Source organism: Jutongia huaianensis (genome assembly GCF_014384985.1).
In the GTDB taxonomy this organism is placed as follows: domain Bacteria; phylum Bacillota; class Clostridia; order Lachnospirales; family Lachnospiraceae; genus Jutongia; species Jutongia huaianensis.
In genome coordinates this window covers 168088-186863 of sequence record NZ_JACRSX010000002.1, presented here as the reverse complement: position 1 = coordinate 186863, position 18776 = coordinate 168088, and the positions used below count along the sequence as shown (strand labels likewise).

15 protein-coding genes and 1 other RNA gene are annotated in these 18776 nt (G+C 45.0%); 1 reads left to right on the top strand and 15 read right to left on the bottom strand.

From position 1 onward, the window contains the following. From H8704_RS02875 to nrdG, 14 genes are all read right to left on the bottom strand, one after another. A complete protein-coding gene (locus tag H8704_RS02875; protein ID WP_022464563.1) occupies positions 1 to 669 on the bottom strand; it encodes an FHA domain-containing protein in 669 nt (222 codons plus the stop codon). 57 nt (positions 670 to 726) lie between these two features. After that, positions 727 to 2274, bottom strand: a complete 1548-nt coding sequence (locus H8704_RS02870) for a M14 family zinc carboxypeptidase (protein ID WP_249297242.1) — start codon at positions 2272 to 2274, stop codon at positions 727 to 729. Positions 2275 to 2463: 189 nt separating this feature from the next. Then, complete coding sequence (locus H8704_RS02865; protein ID WP_249297240.1) at positions 2464 to 3144, bottom strand: peptidylprolyl isomerase; 681 nt, start codon at positions 3142 to 3144, stop codon at positions 2464 to 2466. 184 nt (positions 3145 to 3328) lie between these two features. After that, a complete protein-coding gene (locus tag H8704_RS02860; protein ID WP_249297239.1) occupies positions 3329 to 5086 on the bottom strand; it encodes a diguanylate cyclase domain-containing protein in 1758 nt (585 codons plus the stop codon). Positions 5087 to 5123: 37 nt separating this feature from the next. After that, the gene (locus H8704_RS02855; protein ID WP_118676728.1) at positions 5124 to 5816 is read right to left on the bottom strand and encodes an alpha/beta hydrolase-fold protein; all 693 of its coding nucleotides are present in this window, start codon (positions 5814 to 5816) and stop codon (positions 5124 to 5126) included. A 108-nt stretch (positions 5817 to 5924) separates the two neighbouring features. Next, positions 5925 to 6268, bottom strand: a transfer-messenger RNA (tmRNA) gene (gene ssrA, locus H8704_RS02850). A gap of 107 nt (positions 6269 to 6375) precedes the next feature. Continuing rightward, the gene (gene smpB / locus H8704_RS02845) at positions 6376 to 6843 is read right to left on the bottom strand and encodes an SsrA-binding protein SmpB (RefSeq protein ID WP_022464568.1); all 468 of its coding nucleotides are present in this window, start codon (positions 6841 to 6843) and stop codon (positions 6376 to 6378) included. Positions 6844 to 6904: 61 nt separating this feature from the next. Then, complete coding sequence (rnr, locus tag H8704_RS02840; protein WP_249297352.1) at positions 6905 to 9259, bottom strand: ribonuclease R; 2355 nt, start codon at positions 9257 to 9259, stop codon at positions 6905 to 6907. Between the two features lie 206 nt (positions 9260 to 9465). Beyond that, a complete protein-coding gene (gene secG, locus H8704_RS02835) occupies positions 9466 to 9714 on the bottom strand; it encodes a preprotein translocase subunit SecG (RefSeq protein ID WP_022464570.1) in 249 nt (82 codons plus the stop codon). 157 nt (positions 9715 to 9871) lie between these two features. Beyond that, entirely contained in the window at positions 9872 to 11416 is a 1545-nt protein-coding gene (gpmI, locus tag H8704_RS02830) for a 2,3-bisphosphoglycerate-independent phosphoglycerate mutase (RefSeq protein ID WP_118676722.1), read from the bottom strand. Positions 11417 to 11673: 257 nt separating this feature from the next. Then, positions 11674 to 12420 carry a triose-phosphate isomerase gene (tpiA, locus tag H8704_RS02825; RefSeq protein ID WP_022305794.1) on the bottom strand — a complete coding sequence of 249 codons (747 nt, stop codon included), beginning with the start codon at positions 12418 to 12420 and terminating at the stop codon, positions 11674 to 11676. A 26-nt stretch (positions 12421 to 12446) separates the two neighbouring features. Beyond that, complete coding sequence (locus H8704_RS02820) at positions 12447 to 13658, bottom strand: phosphoglycerate kinase (protein WP_118689263.1); 1212 nt, start codon at positions 13656 to 13658, stop codon at positions 12447 to 12449. A 214-nt stretch (positions 13659 to 13872) separates the two neighbouring features. Beyond that, on the bottom strand, positions 13873 to 14889 hold the full coding sequence (gene gap, locus H8704_RS02815) for a type I glyceraldehyde-3-phosphate dehydrogenase (RefSeq protein WP_118689262.1): 1017 nt from the start codon (positions 14887 to 14889) through the stop codon (positions 13873 to 13875). A 188-nt stretch (positions 14890 to 15077) separates the two neighbouring features. Next, positions 15078 to 15608, bottom strand: coding sequence for an anaerobic ribonucleoside-triphosphate reductase activating protein (gene nrdG, locus H8704_RS02810; protein ID WP_249297237.1), 531 nt, complete (start codon positions 15606 to 15608; stop codon positions 15078 to 15080). Between the two features lie 152 nt (positions 15609 to 15760). On the opposite strand from nrdG, the gene H8704_RS02805 reads away from it, so the two are divergent. Beyond that, positions 15761 to 16594, top strand: coding sequence for a hypothetical protein (locus H8704_RS02805; RefSeq protein ID WP_118676718.1), 834 nt, complete (start codon positions 15761 to 15763; stop codon positions 16592 to 16594). Here the strand turns inward: H8704_RS02805 and nrdD are convergent. After that, a complete protein-coding gene (gene nrdD / locus H8704_RS02800; RefSeq protein WP_022464576.1) occupies positions 16585 to 18711 on the bottom strand; it encodes an anaerobic ribonucleoside-triphosphate reductase in 2127 nt (708 codons plus the stop codon). The genes H8704_RS02805 and nrdD overlap by 10 nt on opposite strands. Between the last annotated feature and the right edge of the window lie 65 nt (positions 18712 to 18776).

Below are 18776 nucleotides of genomic sequence, written 5' to 3'. Positions count from 1 at the left end.
TCAAACCAGAACAAATACTGCTTTTCCATTTGAAAGAGAGATACGGCTTCCCACGGGAACCTGTACCGGCTGTCCCGCCGGAAGCTCGTCTCCTCCGAGAACATAAGTACCGTTGGTGGAAAAATCTGCGATCAGAAAGCCCTCTTCCGGCCCCAGATAACTGATGGAACAATGCTTCCGGCTGATCTCCGGTGTTTCAAAGATGACATCGGCTTCCTCCGGATCCCTGCCGATCACAACATCCTCATCCCTGCGGATTGGGATCAGAGTTCCCTCGTAGGTACCGGAAATTCCCTGCAGAATTCCCCACTCCTCCTTCGCTCTTCTCTGACGCAGCCACATCTGGAGTTCATCTACCTTGCTGCAGATCATCTCATGATAATACGGACTGATGGCGATCAGACGGTTATCCAGAAGGATATGTGCCGGATAAACTGCCGAGATTGCCTTACATGACACCAGATAGTTTGGATGGCACCGGATAAAATGTGTGCCATCCAGCATTTCCCAAAGTTCATCCAGATTGCCGTCAAAGCTGATCTGATGTTCATCCATCATCGTTACAAAGATCCGCATGGCTCTTCCCTCAAAGTACTTAATCTCGTCCAATGCCAGCTCCAGTTTATTTCCGTGAAAATCAATCTTTAAATTTTCTCCATTTCTCTCCATCGCTGATTCCTCCGCTTTCGTATATTGGTTCCCGGTTAAAATGATACTTGAGACTTTCTATTTAAACAGCTTTGCTGCATTGATCACAACCAATTTGTTTCTCTTCCATATAGAAGGATACTCCCAGGCCGGTCCCGGACAGGTTATCCTTCCAATCTCCAGTGTAATTCCCGGTACACGTTTTATATTTTGAATATAAGTCAGATAATTTCCGTCTCCTCCTGAGGAGGAATGATAGCTTACTGCACTGGCATATCCTGTGAGTCTGCGTGTCTGATAATAAAGCCTGTCGGTATTCTTTTGAAGCTTTCCTCCCAGACCGCTTCCTCCAAAGATAATAGAACCCATGGCATGATAACTGACTACCCCCTGCAGATTATGACGGGATTTCAGTCTGTCTGTGAGTCCCTTGATCGCACGGGTCTCACTCTCGCTGCAGGCTTTTGGTCCACTGTAACCCATGTTGCCTCTTTTTCCCTGATGACGGAACCGTACCGGATAATTTCGGTTCAGATCTACACCTCTCGCATTGGACTTCCAGATTTTTGTATTTGCTCCCCGGTTCATTTTATAAAGCTTTTTGCGCAGAGAGGCACTCCGGATACTCTCAATTCCATATTGGGAAATCGTAGTTCCATCCGGATTTGCCATTGGGATATAATGAACGGCTATCCGGTCAAAGGTCTTTTTCCAAGCACCTCCATCCCTGTTTTTGTAGTAATTCTCCAGATAATATTCAATCTGATCCATACAAAGCTGGGAGGTCATATATTCTCTCGCATGAAGGTTTGCAACCACAAGCAGAGTTTTGGAAGCCTTTTCATTTCCGATGACAACATCATAAATATTTCTGCCATCCTCACTCTTTCCGATAATATCAGCCTTCACAATACCGTGATATTTTTTCCGGAGACTCCGGATATCTCCCTTCATCTCTTTATAGCTGTATTTCTGATGTCCGGTGCTTACAATCGTCTGATTGCTGTATACCCCTGTCACAGCCTGAGACTTTCGAATCCCATCGACATCATTCACAGCGATCACCTTATACTGATACTTTTTCCCATATTTTAAAGAATGATCCAGATATTTTATCGTCTGTACACGGGCACGCTGTGTATATTTTCCGGTTCCTGCCGTTCTGCGGTATACAAGATAATAGGAAGCCTTCCCGGATGTCTCCCACGAAAGCATCACTTTATGTCTCCCTCTGCCGCAAAAATACAGATTCTTTACCGCCTCCGGACGCAGATCCACAACCTCTGTCGGCTGAGGCTCTGATGTGACTGCCGTCTGTGACGGTGCCGGTGATGGGGACTCCACTGCCGGAGGGGTCGCTGTCTGTGCCACAGCTGTTGCAGATGGTGTAACCGGCTGTGACGGAAGCACTGTGCTGCCCATATTTTCTGATATATTTTCTATACCTTTCACAGTTTTTCTGCTTTTATCGGTCGGTAACTGATCTGATGCATATGCCCTTTTTACATTCATTCCAAATTCCGCCGCTATATTCCTTTCTGACTGTGGCATCCATTCACCACAGCATGTCTGTAACAGCAATATCACTGCCAAAGCAAAACAGTTCCATCTTTTCCGTCTGTTCAAAAGCGTTCTCTCCTTTAATATATTCTCATACCAACGAAATAATTATACAATAAAATACCGGTCTGCGGAAGTCTTTTCTCTATGCAGCGTCTGCATTACGAATTTTCTATAAAACTCCCAAAAACCGGTATCATATACGCAAATATTTTATTGTCTGCCGGATCAGTTCACATAAACTGCCAAATCTTATCAGTCAATCACTTTTATGCTCTTAATCACCGGCTGATTCTCGGCAGCAACGGTGCCATTTTCATCTTCCACCTGGGTATCCTCGCAGATCTTATCCACAATCTCCATCCCCTTTGTTACGGTACCAAATGCCGCATACTGGCCATCTAGTCCCGGATTATCCTTGTGCATAATGAAAAACTGTGAGCTGGCACTGTCATAATCCTGCGATCTTGCCATGGAAATCGTACCACGAACATGAGAAATGCTATTCTCTACACCATTCTCTGCAAACTCGCCTTTAATCGTCTTCTCAGAACCACCGGTACCATTTCCCAGAGGATCACCTCCCTGTATCATAAATCCTGAAATAATACGATGGAATGTCAGACCATCATAGAAGCCATCCTTTGCAAGATCTACAAAGTTCGTCACCGTGATCGGTGCCACATCAGCATCAAGCTCCACAGAGATCGTCCCATAATCCTTTACTTTGATCTTGACATGATGCTTTCCGGAAAGCAGATCGGTATCATCTGTCTGCTCCGGTTCTACCGTTGTACTTTCGTCTGCTGCCGGAGAAGAAACCGCTGCAGAAGATACATTTTTGTCTGCATCAGCTGTCTTGTCATTTCCACCGCATCCTGTCAGGCATAATGCTCCCAGAAGTGCTGCCATTAAAATACCGCTTATTTTTCTCATAAAATCGAACCTTTCTTCATTAAAATGGTTTTGTTTTTTAACCTTGTATCCGCATTTTGGCAAAAACCAGAAAACATCATACCACAAATTTTCCAATCTGTCTAATCCGGTCTGTGAAACCTGATTTTCTCTATTTTTTCTACTTCCAACTCCAGCTTATGACGTCTGTCAGCCTCTTTCTTTATCACACATTAAAATGCTTTCTCATAGACATGTAATCTACGATCAACACATAAAACACCTTACCGTAACGGCCATTTTCCACAATCCGTCCATGGTCAAGCACCTCCAGAAGACTTCCGTCTTCTTTTTTCAGATGAAAATGTACATAGTCATTTCTATGACCACTTTCTATCTGTTCCCAGATATTATGCTCCACCGTTTCCTGCTCATCCTCCCGGATCAGATTCCGAAAACTGCTCTGCGTATATTCCAGCAGCTCATCCATGCTCTGGCATCCTGTCAAACGGATCATCTCACGGTTTGCAAATAAAATTTCGTCCTCCGTTTTATCTGCCCGGTAGATTATAAATGCTCCCGGAAGATTTTCAGAGACATCCGTCAAGGCAAATCCAAGCCGTGTTCTGACCTCTGAATGAAATCCCTTCTGATATACCATGCACCCATTTTTTCCACGCAGCTTCACCTCATAAAGGGCAGCGTCCGCACAACGCATCAGGTGGTCATAGTCATCCCCCTGCAATGGATATTCTGCATATCCCAGCGAAATATGAAACTCCTTTTCTTCCCCGTCATAACAAAATGCTCTCTTGCTTTTCGTAAACTCCTCCAGCCAATGCTTCACCTTTCCACAGGTGCAATCCGGAAGAAAAATACAAAATTCATCTCCGCCGTTACGTCCCACCACCGCTTTTTCTCCAAAATATTGCTGCATCTTCTGTGCAAGGATCTGCAACGCTCTATTCCCGGAAGCATGTCCATACATATCATTGATCAGCTTAAAATCATCTATATCAAACTGCACTCCCACGCACGGCTTTTCCGGATGCTGTTTCAGATATTGTTCTACCTTCTCATCAAATCCATGACGATTATAAATCCCCGTCAGGGCATCGGTAACAGCAAGCCTTTTAAATCTCCGACGATGCTCATCAAAAACCAGAAGTGCTCCGGTAAGACCTGTGAGAAGCACTACAATCAGCAGACCTCCCAAAGAAACCATGTACAGACTACGGGAACCGAACCATCCCTGCCGTGGCATAACCTCCAGCTTCCACCGATCTCCGGCCATCTCAAAAACATAAGAAACCGGGTCCGTCAGCTTTCCTTTGGATCTGGAAATCACCTCATAGGTCTCCTCCCGTCGGGAAACGTTTTTGGAAAGCCGGTAATCATATCCAAAATCAGAAAGTGCTTTCACGGTATCTGCAAAAATATCCGGTACACGAATGATCACAATCGTAAATCCCCAGAAAACTTCCTCCCCATCATCATTTTCCAAATATACCGGATTTCGCACGGCAATTCCACGACCTCCCTGTTTTAATTCGAAAGGTCCCTGCATCGTAAACACTCCATTATCTCTTGCATAGCGGGATACTTCTCCCCGGTCTTTGTCATGGATCAGGTCAATCTTGCCTGCTTCGTTTCCCTTTTCCGGATAGATTTCAGTTACGATTCCCTCCGGAGCAAGCTGAATACTCTGAATGGAATTTGTCATCATATTCTCTGCAACCTGAGAAAATCTACTGATCTTTCCGTGTTCACTGACCAGAATCTGTTTTAACGTATCAGTGACACCAATTCCTTTCGTCATGTCTTTCTTAACACGCTCTGCATACGTCATCGCATTCAGGCCTGCCATCTCCCTGTTCTGTTTCTTGGCATTTGCTTTCAGATGATCTACCGTTCCTACCAATATACCCATACCGATTATAAACACAAGAAACGGCAGGATCCATTTTATCTTATTTTCTTTCATTTGTACCCTTCCAATTGTATGATTGATTTCTAATATTTTATATGTGTACTATATTTCGGACACACCATACAAATCCCTTAGCACACCGAAGATCTGATTTCTGAAAATGATTTCCTTCATTCCATTCCAGAACAGACACAACACCATCTTCTATCAGTCCTTTGTGTTGCTCCCGGATACAATCACCCACCGTTGCCATGATCTTGTTTCTTGTTTTTTCTTCTTTTCTGCCAAGACTTAAATAAACCCTCTCCGCTTTAAGCTTATGCTCCTGCGCATAAGCACTCCACCCCGGAAACCATACGGACGGCGATACCGCAGCTACCATAGAAAACTCCTCTGTCTGACAGGCACTCCACAATGCAAATAATCCCGCCAGAGAATATCCGCCCAAGATCACAGGTAAATTACTCCCGGATGCATATTGTTCTGTCGTCAAAGGAATCAGTTTTTCACTGATAAATCCCAACGTTTCTCCGGCACCGTCTCCAAAGCTCTCCTGCCCAAAGACCGGCGGCGCGTTCCACGGCGATAACTCCTGATTCCACCGCTCCACGAGAAATGCCACAAATATAAACGGCTCTGAAACCTCTGCCTTTATCAGAGACATCTGCCGGTCGAGTTTTTCCATTTCATGATCATTTACCGGCTGTAACAGGATATATTCCGGCTTATCGTCATAGTATATGATACATTGTTTCTGCCCGATAACAAATGATTCCTTCTTCATATGGCTTCACTCTTTCCAAATTCTTATATCCATATTCTAATCCCAATTTTGTCCCCAGATATAGTGCAATACAAAAGCCCCAAAACACGGTATGTCGCGCCTTGAGGCTAGTGGAGCTGAGGGGAATCGAACCCCTGTCCGAACCCGGATCCAATGTCCTTCTACTGTCATAGTCAGTGCTTTTACATTCCCTCCGGCTGACGCCCACTAACAGGCTGCAGTCTTCAGTAGCTTCATGAATTTTCTGATACCGCAAAGCTTAGGCATCAGAGTTTCCCGCAGGTCGACACCGGAACCCCTAACGGCGGGACGCTAGGACCGATGGGCTGCAACTAGGCAGCCAGTGCTAAATTATCTTCAGCGTTTAATTTTAATTTCGAACTTTTAACGTGGTGTCCGACCACGGACAGCTTCTCCATCTTCAGCGAGCCCGTCGAAACCTGTACAACCCCTTAAAGTTGTAAGTTTGCTGACTACTATAACACCCTTACAACATTTTGTCAATAACAAAATCAGCTTTTTAATATACCCTACCGCAACGGCTCCGGGATTATTACATTTAATACAAATTTTTCACCTTAAACTGCTTTTCTGCCTCCCGGCGCTGATCCTTTTTTGCAATATCCTGACGCTTGTCATACTGCTTTTTACCCTTTGCAAGTCCTATTTCTACTTTCATCAGACTTCCTTTGAGATAAACATTTAACGGCACCAGGGTATATCCCTTCTGAGCAATCTGCCCTTCAATCTTTCGGATCTCGTAACGGTGCAGTAAAAGCTTCCTTGCCCGGAGAGGATCCCTGTTAAATATATTTCCCTTTTCATAGGGACTGATATGCATGCCATAAATAAAAACTTCGCCCTTCTGGATCCGGACAAATGCCTCCTTGATGCTGCACTTGCCCATACGGAGGGATTTCACTTCCGTTCCTACCAGCTCAATACCGGCTTCATATTTATCTTCAATAAAGTAATCGTAAAAGGCCTTTTTATTGTTGGCTATGATCTTTTTACTTTCCTTTCCCATAATTCCTCCCTGCACAATATATCATCTTCCTGTGGAATCTAATATACCGGCTATAAAATTTTTATTTTCTGCTGCGTCTCTTTGCTGCTTTTTTCTTTGCCTTACGATCCTTCATTCTGCGGCTTCCTCTGTCGGATCGGGTTCTGCCACCCTTTCCATCCTTGTCCTTGGAAGCACCTCGTCCTTTTCCGGAGGCTTGGGCTGCCATCGCCTTTTTCTCTTTGGCACTGATCCTCTCCTTCGGCGACTTCTTTTCCATTGGCGGCAGGATCGGATTTCCTTCCTCATCCTCCTGATACAATACAAAGTCAATGGTTCTGGTCAGCTTATCAACTCCCGCCACAATGATGCGCAACGGCTCTCCCATCTTATAAACCTTGCCTGTATTTTCTCCCACCATACGATGCAGATCTTCATCATAATAGTAATAGTCTCCCGGAATATCTGCCACACGGATCATACCCTCAATGGTATTTGGCAGCTCTACATACATCCCCCAGGTGGTCAGACCGGAAATAGTTCCCTCGAAATCCTTTCCGACAAACTGTTCCATATACTCAGCTTTCTTCATCTTCTCTACTTCACGCTCTGCATCATCTGCACGACGCTCCAATGCACTTGTCTGCTCTGTCACCTCCGGCAGGATCTTCTGATAATGCTCGATCCGCTTCTCTTTCATGCCACCGTGAAGATTCTCCTTAATGATCCGGTGAATCTGCAGATCTGGATAACGGCGGATCGGAGAAGTAAAATGACAATAATACTTCATTGCCAGGCCGAAATGTCCCTCGCAGTCTGTAGTATATCGCGCCTGCTTCATAGAACGAAGTGCCAGTCTGCCGATCAGTCCTTCCTCCGGCTTTCCTGCAATGGCACGCATCAGCTTCTGAATCTCCTTCGGATGGATCTCATCCTCCTTGATCTTCAAAGTATATCCAAAGTTCTCAATAAATAACGCAAGATTCTGGATCTTTTCCATATCCGGTGTCTCATGGGTACGATATACAAACGGAAGCTCGCTCCAGAAATATTCCTCTGCCACCGTCTGGTTGGCTGCCAGCATAAACTCCTCAATAATGCGGTTTGCCTGGGTTCTCTCATACTCCTTGACATCAATCGGCTTTCCCTTTTCATCTAAGATAATCTTTGCCTCCGGGAAGTCAAAATCAATAGAACCTCTCTTCTCCCTCTTTGCCTGCAGGATTTCTGCCAACTCATACATCAGTTCGAACATCGGAATTAATTCTTCGTATTCTTTCCGCTCCTGCTCGTCATTCTCCTCAACAATCTTGTGTACACTGGTATATGACATACGCCGTGTAACATTGATCACGGATTCACAGATCTTATGCTTTACAATTTCTCCCTTTTCATTGATGTCCATCATACAGGATAATGCCAGACGATCTACCCCCTGATTCAGAGAACAGATTCCGTTAGACAATTTGTGGGGAATCATCGGGATCACGCGGTCCACCAGATAAATACTGGTTCCACGCTTCAACGCCTCCTTATCCAAAGGCGACCCTTCTGTCACATACTGGCTGACATCCGCAATATGAACACCTAGATGATACATATTTCCTTCCTTGGAAAGAGTAATGGCATCATCCAGATCCTTCGCATCCTCTCCGTCAATGGTCACCGTCTGCAGATCACGAAAATCTGCTCTGCCGGCCTTCTGACTCTCCTCTACCTCATCCGGGATATCCTCAATCTGCTTCATTACCTCATCCGGATACTCCTCCGGCAGACCATATGCTTTGATCACAGAGAGAATATCAACACCCGGATCATTCACATGTCCCAGAATCTCCAGAACACGCCCCTCCGGCTTTCGCTGCTCATCGCCAAAGTCCGTGATCTCCACAACTACCTTGTGACCGGTGACAGCCCCTTTACTCTCTGCCTTTGCCACATAAATATCCTTGGTAAATTTCTGATTGTCCGGTGTGACAAAGCCAAAATTTCTACTGCGTGTATAGGTTCCTACGATAATGCTGTTGCCGCGCTCCAAAATATTTAACACCTGGCCTTCCCGGCGTTTGCCCTCTCCGCCTTCCTTTTTGACCAGCACCTGTACGGTATCCCCGTCAAGCGCTCCCTTGGTATGTACCCCCGGAATAAAAATATCATCTTCCTCATTTTCAACGCGCACAAACCCAAAGCCTCTCTGGGTCGCCATATAACGGCCCACTTTCACATCTGCCGGAAGCGGTTTAATCTTTCCCTTCAAGTCAATGCTGATCTTACCCTCCATGGCAAGGGCATCCAGCACTTCGCGAAAATCCTTTTTTTCACGGGACGGCACCTGCAATACCATTGCCATCTCCTTTATTGACATGCTGCGATATCCCTTTGAATTGACAAATTCATCGATCATTTTCTTTTTTTCTTCAAATTCTTCCTGTACCATCATCGTCTTCTTTCCTTTCTCTGTCCGCAAACTTTGGACCGCAGGCACAAATCTGCAAAGCGACCTGCGCTCGCAAAGCGAACCTTGTTCGCAAAGCGAACCACGTTCGCTTTATCCCTCTTAATTCCAAAAAACCGCCTCACGGAGATACCCATGAGACGGCATAATTTCTCTATCGTACTGATCATCAGCAAGAAACCATTATCTTAGCTGAAAATCTTGAGGTTCAGAAGCAGTGAAAATACTACGAAAAGCACAGCCATAATTCTGGTAGCCAGTACAAGTCCGCCCTCCATGGAACGACCTTTGTTCTTGCCCCAGTAGGACTCTGCTGCACCACTGATCGCACCTGTCAGACCAGCCTGCTTTCCCTCCTGCATCAATACAACAACCGTCAATGCAATACAATCAATAATATAAAGAATTAATAAAATACCATGAATAATGTTAATCATCAAAAAACCTCCACTTTAATCCAATGTAACAATGATCTGCTGTGATGTTACACAACAACTACTTAATGATAGCACAAGTATCCTATCATTTCAAGAAGTTTTTTCTATCACAGGCAGATTTATTATAAATCTGCCCGCATTTCATTTAATAGCCGAATTATTTTCTGATCAGAAGTGACTGGCCAGTCATCTCCTTTGGCTGCTCCATACCCATTACCTGAATCAATGTCGGTGCAATATCTGCAAGACATCCACCCTCTCGAAGAGTATATGACTCATCATAGTTGACAAGGATAAATGGAACCGGGTTGGTTGTATGAGCAGTATGCGGCTCACCGGTCTCATAGTCGATCATCTTCTCTGCATTTCCGTGATCTGCACAGATAAACAGAACGCCATCTGCTTTCTTAACAGCCTCTACTGCAGATCCAACACACTCATCCACTGCCTCGACTGCCTTGATCGCTGCAGGAATCACACCTGTATGGCCTACCATATCCGGATTTGCGAAGTTGATCACGATCACATCATACTTGCCTGATCCAATCGCCTCATTCAATCTTCTGCTAACCTCCGGGGCGCTCATCTCCGGCTGCAGATCGTAAGTTGCTACGGAAGGTGATTTTACCAGAGAACGCTCCTCTCCCTTGTTTGGCTCCTCAACTCCACCGTTAAAGAAGAAGGTAACATGCGCATATTTTTCTGTCTCCGCCAGACGAAGCTGTGTCTTTCCATTGGCTGCAAGGAACTCACCAAATGTATTCTCTACAGACTCTTTCTTGAATGCAACCAGCTTGTTGCCAATCGTATCATCATAATCCACAAAGCAGACATATGTCAGCTTCAGGAAACCTTTCTTTCTCTCAAATCCTGTAAACTCCTCATCACAGAAGCTGCGGGTGATCTCTCTCGCACGGTCCGGACGGAAGTTAAAGAAGATTACGGAATCACCGTCCTTAATGGTAGCCAGTGGCTTTCCGTCCTTCTCAATGACAGTAGGTACTACGAACTCATCTGTCACATCCTTGGCATAGGAATCGGCCATTGCCTGAACAGCATCCTCTGCCTTCTCGCCCTCGCCATATACCAGAGCAGCATATGCCTTCTCTACACGATCCCAGTTGGTATCACGATCCATTGCATAGTAACGTCCATGCAGGCTGGCAATGTGGCCAACACCGATCTCGTCAATCTTTGCCTGAAGCTGCTCTACATACTCCTTACCGGATGCAGGAGGTGTATCACGGCCATCCAGGAAGCAATGTACATAAACATTCTCTACACCATTTCTCTTAGCCATCTCCAGCAGTCCGTACAGATGTGTATTGTGACTGTGTACACCACCATCGGAAAGCAGACCATATAAATGAAGATCTGAGCCATTCTTCTTGACGTTCTCAATGGCAGCTAAAAGCTCCTCATTCTCAAAGAAATCGCCATCATCAATAGACTTGGAAATACGTGTCAGCTCCTGATAAATGACACGGCCGGCACCGATATTCATATGACCAACCTCAGAGTTACCCATCTGACCATCCGGAAGACCAACTGCAAGACCACTGGCGTTTCCCTTTACAAACGGATACTCTGCCATCAGCTTGTCCATCACCGGTGTCTTTGCCTGAGCAATTGCATTTCCCTCAACCTTATCATTCAATCCATAACCATCTAATACCATTAATACAACTGGTTTCTGACTCATAATCTCTATTCCTCTTTTCTGTGCTGTCTCTGTCTCTGATCGCCGCGCCACAGCACCGGCAACGGTCTTTTTATTCTACCATTCTTGAGTATACAAGATTCCCTCTCATTCGTCAATAACAAGAACACCCGTCTCTGCTATGAAAATGTGCAAAGGCCTCTCATCTGTCCTGAAAACAAAAATACGGTCCGGAAAGTCAAGGACCTTCCAAACCGCATTTAAAAGTATTATAACAATTTAGGCGAAATGTCTCTCAATTACGCATTGACTACCTTACCGAAATCAGCCTTCAGGGAAGCTCCACCGATCAGACCACCATCGATGTCCGGTTTTGCAAGAAGCTCTGCTGCATTTCCGGCATTCATAGATCCACCATACTGGATACGAACTGCCTCTGCAGTATCTGTATCATAGATCTCAGCGATGAGGTCACGGATACCCTTGCATACCTCCTGTGCCTGATCAGAAGTAGCAGTCTTGCCGGTTCCGATTGCCCAGATTGGCTCATAAGCGATTACCATGCTCTTTACCTGATCTGCAGTAACGCCTGCAAGGTCAGACTTGATCTGAAGACGGATCCAGTCCATTGTTACACCCAGCTCTCTCTGCTCCAGTGACTCACCACAGCAAAGGATTGGTGTCAGACCAGCCTCAAATGCCTTCTTAACTTTCTTGTTCAGAAGGACATCATCCTCCTTGAAATAATCACGACGCTCAGAGTGGCCAAGGATTACATACTTAACGCCTGCATCTACAAGCATTGGTGCAGAGATCTCACCTGTGTAAGCTCCGCTCTCCTCAAAGTACATATTCTCAGCACCTACTGCTACGTTTGTGCCTTTTACTGCCTCTACGACAGGAACAATATCGATTGCAGGTACACAGTAAACAACATCCACATCATCATTTACTACTAAATCCTTTAACTCATTTACTAAAGCAACTGCCTCACTAGGAGTCTTGTTCATTTTCCAGTTGCCGGCAATAATTCTTCTTCTAGCCATTGTACTATCTCCTTATCTGAATCTGATTATTTATCATCTGCTGCAACTACACCAGGAAGATCCTTACCCTCAAGGAACTCAAGAGAAGCTCCACCACCGGTAGAGATATGAGTCATCTTGTCACCGAATCCAAGCTGGTTACATGCTGCGGCACTGTCACCACCACCGATGATGGTTGTTGCACCCTCAAGCTTAGCCATTGCCTCAGCAACTGCAATCGTACCCTTTGCAAAGTTTGGCATCTCGAAGCAGCCCATCGGTCCGTTCCAGACAACCGTCTTAGCACCGGCTACTGCATTTGCAAAAAGCTCTGCCGTCTTAGGTCCGATATCAAGACCTTCCATATCTGCAGGGATCTCTCCACGACCAACAACCTTGAAGTTTGCATCATTAGAGAAATCATCAGCAACTGTTGTATCAACAGGGATCAGAAGCTTAACGCCCTTCTCCTCAGCCTTCTTCTCCATCTTCAGTGCATACTCCTTGTAATCCTCCTCAAGAAGTGACTTACCAACTTCCTCACCGTGAGCAGCCATGAATGTATAAGCCATACCACCACCGATGATCAGTGTGTCAACCTTGTCAAGAAGGTTCTCGATAACAGAGATCTTAGAAGATACCTTAGCACCACCAAGAATTGCTACGAATGGACGCTCCGGATTGTTTACTGCATTGCCAAGGAAGTCGATCTCCTTCTGCATCAGATATCCAACGGCACAATCTCCACCCTTCTTACGGATGAACTCTGTAACACCTACGTTAGAGCAGTGTGCTCTGTGAGCAGTACCGAATGCATCGTTTACAAATACATCAGCAAGAGATGCAAGCTCCTCAGAGAAAGCCTCTCCGTTCTTTGTCTCCTCTGCTCTGTAACGTGTATTCTCAAGAAGTACAACGTCGCCGTCCTTCATTGCTGCAACAGCAGCCTTTGCATTGTCGCCTACAACATTGGCATCAGCGGCAAACTTTACTTCCTGGCCCAGAAGCTCAGCAAGTCTCTTTGCAACAGGTGCTAAAGAAAGCTCCGGCTTTGGCTCTCCCTTAGGCTTTCCAAGGTGAGAACAAAGAATGATCTGTCCACCGTCAGCGATCAGCTTCTTGATAGTAGGCAGAGCAGCTACGAGACGATTCTCGTCAGTAATATTTAAGTCTGCATCAAGTGGTACATTGAAGTCACAGCGAACAAGAACCTTCTTGCCCTTTACGTTGATATCATCAACAGATTTCTTATTTAACATGTTTCATTCCTCCTAATCATTAATCTCTCTTCCGGATATCAGAAGAAGAGTTTTGCTCTTTTTAAAGCAGTCTTTCCTCCGGATGTCCGTAAGAAAAGAAAAACGAGCCCGGTCCAATGAAAGACCGGACCCGTACATGGATCAACCAATGCACCGGAGTGTTGTCTGTCATTCAACGACGACAGCCTGTCCGGCTTAAGCACCTCAGATCAGATTATGCAAGCTCTGAGAAGTACTTGATTGTTCTTACCATCTGAGATGTGTAAGAATTCTCATTATCATACCAAGATACTACCTGTACCTCATAGAGGTCATCAGCAACCTTGTTTACCATTGTCTGAGTAGCATCGAACAGAGAACCATATCTCATACCAACGATATCAGAAGATACGATCTCCTCATCATTGTAACCGAATGACTCGTTTGCTGCTGCCTTCATAGCTGCGTTGATACCCTCAACTGTGATATCAGAGCCCTTACATACAGCTGTCAGGATTGTTGTAGAACCTGTAGGGGTAGGAACACGCTGTGCAGATCCGATGAGCTTTCCGTTCAGCTCTGGGATTACAAGACCGATAGCCTTTGCAGCACCTGTGCTGTTAGGAACGATGTTAACTGCTGCTGCACGAGATCTTCTGAGGTCACCCTTTCTCTGAGGACCATCAAGAGTCATCTGATCACCTGTGTAAGCATGGATTGTTACCATGATACCAGACTGGATAGCTGCAAACTTGTTAAGAGCGTCAGCCATAGGTGCAAGACAGTTTGTTGTACAAGAAGCTGCAGAAATGATGTTATCCTCAGCCTTAAGTGTCTCATGGTTTGTGTTGTAAACGATAGTAGGAAGATCATTTCCTGCAGGAGCAGAAATAACAACCTTACGAGCACCAGCGTTGATATGAGCCTGTGCTTTCTCCTTAGATGTGTAGAATCCTGAACACTCAAGAACAACGTCTACACCAAGCTCGCCCCATGGGCAGTTGTTTGCATCAGGGAATGCATAGATCTTAATCTCCTTACCATCAACTGTGATGGAATCCTCTCCAGCTGAAACTGTATCAGCCTTCTCATACTTACCCTGTGATGAATCATACTTTAACAGATGAGCAAGCATCTTTGGGCTTGTCAGATCGTTGATAGCTACTACTTCATAACCCTCTGCACCAAACATCTGTCTGAAAGCAAGACGTCCGATACGACCAAAACCGTTAATTGCAACTTTTACTGCCATTTTTAATTCCTCCTAAAATATAATTTATAATATACTGTCACTGCTGGCGCTGTGCAGTAATTAAGCATTTCTCATAACTGCCCGATTACCTCGCAGTCACAACCCACTCATTATTGTAGCGGACTTGTCCTAAAATTTCAAGCCGTTTTTGGCATTTCTTTGGGATTTCATAGAATTTTATCAAATTCTTATGGATTTTGGGGATCCCAGTATACAATATGACCTTCCCTGAGAGACTCCTGCACCAGGATCGTTCTCTGGTTGGCAGACCCCTTAAAGATTAGTCCCAAATCCTTCTGTTCGATCTTAAACTCTCCGTCCACCAGCACATCCAGATAAGAAAGAAATTCTTTTGTTTCCTCCCATTCCGGTACCATTCTGGCCAGAACATCCTTTTCATAATCATATCCGGTAAAACACCACACAGTCTTGTCCGGCAGCTTTTCCCGGATCTGTCGCAGCAACGGCAGAAGACCCTGCTGGTTCACCTGCTCCATAGGCTCCCCTCCAAGCAGAGTGATTCCTTTAATATAATCAGGACTTAATAGTTCCAGAATCTCATTGATCGTATCCTGTGTGAATGGCTTTCCAAACTGAAAATCCCAAGTCTCTTTATTAAAGCATTCTTTGCAGTGATGAGTACAGCCACTGACAAACAAAGACACCCTGACTCCCGGTCCGTTCGCTACATCACATTTCTTTATCTCTGCGTAATTCATATATGTCGTCTCCTTTTTCCGGTTTCGATTATTTTTCTGATTTTTTTGACCTGTCTGTCAAATAACATTATAATATGATGCAAGGGTCAAAAGCAGATAGCAACGAAGCAATCCGCAGCATCATAATATATAGCATACAAGGAGTGATCTCTATGAACAAAAAATCAACACCTTTAAAATACTTTGCGTTCGCCGTTATTGCGTTACTTCTATTGATAGAGGGCGTATGTCTGTACCAGCACCACCGTGCTGCCACGCCCAAAGACACCGGCCGTCAAAATGTCTCATCACAGCCGGCATCCGCCACTAGCGATCCACAGGAAGTTTCTGAAACACCGGATCCCGGTTCGCCTGAGGGGAAAGTATATTTTTCCTTCGAAAAGCTGTTGTCCCAGTCCTCTTTTCGTGCAAAAACCGATGCCTCCATCAATCTCAGAGGAAAGCTGATCAAAGGAAAACGCCATATGAGTGCCAATGCTCTTATAACCGGCGTCAACGACCGCGATCATTTAAACCTCGACATGACCACCAAAACTACCACCAGGGGAAAGACAGAAAAAAGTCATTCCACCTATAAGGACGGCTGGTATATCACAAATAACGGAAAAGAAAAGACACGGACGGAGCGTTCTCCGGAAGAAGTTCTTTCCATGGTCACCTTCGTTTCGGATATTATGCAGGATGCCTCTTCCCAGCTTGAGGATATGAAGGTGACTCCTAAGGGCAGTGATACCTTATATGAATTTACCCTGTCCGGCGAAACGGCATCCTATTACTTCTGCCAGATCATCGAACAGGCATCCATGAGCACCGAGGAATTGAAAAATGTCACCGGCACCGTAGATTCCCTGAAAATGACCTGTCGCATCAATAAAAAAGGGGTTCTGAAAGAACAATCTGCCAGCGTATCCGGTAAGGTTTCAAAATCTATTTTTACCATACCTGTCACACTGACAGAAACCACTTCTTTTTCACTTTACAAATGAAGCGTCCTTGCGTTGATCTCTTTTGTTTTTCCTACATTCCAGAAATTCTCTCCCAGATAACCGCAGGTACGTCTCGTCACATTCATTTTATTTTTATCCTTATTGTGGCACTGTGGACATTCCCACTCCAGATCATCATTGATAATGATCTCTCCATCATAACCACATACATGACAGTAATCGGACTTTGTATTAAACTCCGCATACTGGATATTATCATAAATAAATCGAACCACATCCTCCAGGGCTTCCAGATTGTGGCGCATATTCGGAATCTCCACATAGGAGATCGCTCCACCGGAGGAAATCTTCTGGAACTGGCTCTCAAAGCGGAACTTCTCAAATGCATCAATCTTTTCCCGGACATCCACATGATAAGAGTTGGTATAGTATCCCTTATCCGTCACATCCTTGATCTCCCCAAAACGCTTCTTATCAATCTCAGCAAAACGGTAACAAAGACTTTCTGCCGGGGTACCATATAAGCCAAAGCCAAGCCCTGTCTCCAGCTTCCATGTATCGCATGCCAGACGCAGACGTTTCATAAGGCGCAGAGCAAAATTCGTTCCCTTCGGATCGGTATGACTCACACCTGTCATCAGTTTCGTCACCTCATATAATCCAATATATCCTAAAGATATCGTCGAATATCCATCATGAAGAAGCTTGTCAATGGTCTCTCCTGATTTTAACCGGGCAATCGCACCATACTGCCAATGGATCGGGCTGACATTGGAAAGAGTTCCCTCCAGCGCATGATGACGACACATCAGAGCTTCAAAGCAAAGTGCCAGACGCTCCTCCAGAAGAGCCCAGAACTTTTCCTCATCTCCCTCTGCCAGAATACCGATCTGCGGCAGATTCAGGCTGACAACACCCTGATTAAATCTTCCCTCAAATTTAAACTCTCCATTTTCATCCTTCCACGGTGTCAGGAAGCTGCGGCAGCCCATACATGAAAATACATTCCCCTCATAATTCTCCCGCATCATCTTTGCGGAAATATAATCCGGATACATTCTCTTGGCACTGCACTTCACCGCCAGCTTCGTGAGATAATCGTACTTGCCGCCCTTCAGGCAGTTATGCTCGTCCAATACATAGATCAGCTTTGGAAAAGCCGGCGTCACATAGACACCCTTTTCGTTTTTAATTCCCTCAATGCGCTGCTTTAATATCTCCTCGATGATCATGGCATTTTCCTCAATATAAGGATCATCCTTGTCAAGATTCAGGAATAAAGTCACAAACGGAGACTGCCCATTGGTGGTCATCAGTGTATTGATCTGATACTGAATCGTCTGGACACCGGAGCGAAGTTCATCACGAAGACGGTCATCAATAAAACGCTCTCTGATCTCATCCGAAATAATATCACCATATTTCTCTTTGTAATGACGCTCGTATTTGTCACGGGTCTTACGAAGATATTTGCCCAGATGACGGATATCCACAGACTGTCCGCCATACTGACTGCTGGCAACTGCTGAAATAATCTGTGTCATAACAGTACAGGCAACCTGGAAGCTTTTGGGACTCTCGATCAGCTTACCATTCATAACGGTTCCATTTTCCAGCATATCTCCGATATTGATCAGACAACAGTTAAAAATACTCTGGAGATAATAATCCATATCATGAAAATGGATCACGCCCTCTTCATGTGCCTTAATGATCTTTTCCGGAAGCAGAACGCGCTTTGTCAGATCCTTGGATACCTCACCTGCGATCAGGTCTCTCTGCGTAGAAGCGATATACGCATTTTTGTTGGAGTTTTCCTCCATTACATCCTTATTGCTGTTTTTGATCAGACTCATGATCGAGTCATCTGTGGTATTGGCACGGCGGACCATTTCTCTGGTGTAACGATAAATGATATACTTCTTGGCCAGCTCATACTTTCGCTCTGCCATAAGCTTCTGCTCGATCATATCCTGGATGTCCTCTACCATAAGGTTATCCGTTTTCTTATTTTCGATACTGGCAACGATGGAATCAATGGTTTCCTCTGATACCTGCTCGTATCGGTCTACCTCTACATTTGCCTTCTGAATCGCCAGTATGATCTTGTTTCTGTCATAATCTACAATTCTGCCATCCCTTTTTGTTACTTTCATTGTCCCAAAATACCTCTTCTTTCATTTTCTTTGTACTCAGCATTCCCTCTTCCGGTGTCTCCCCC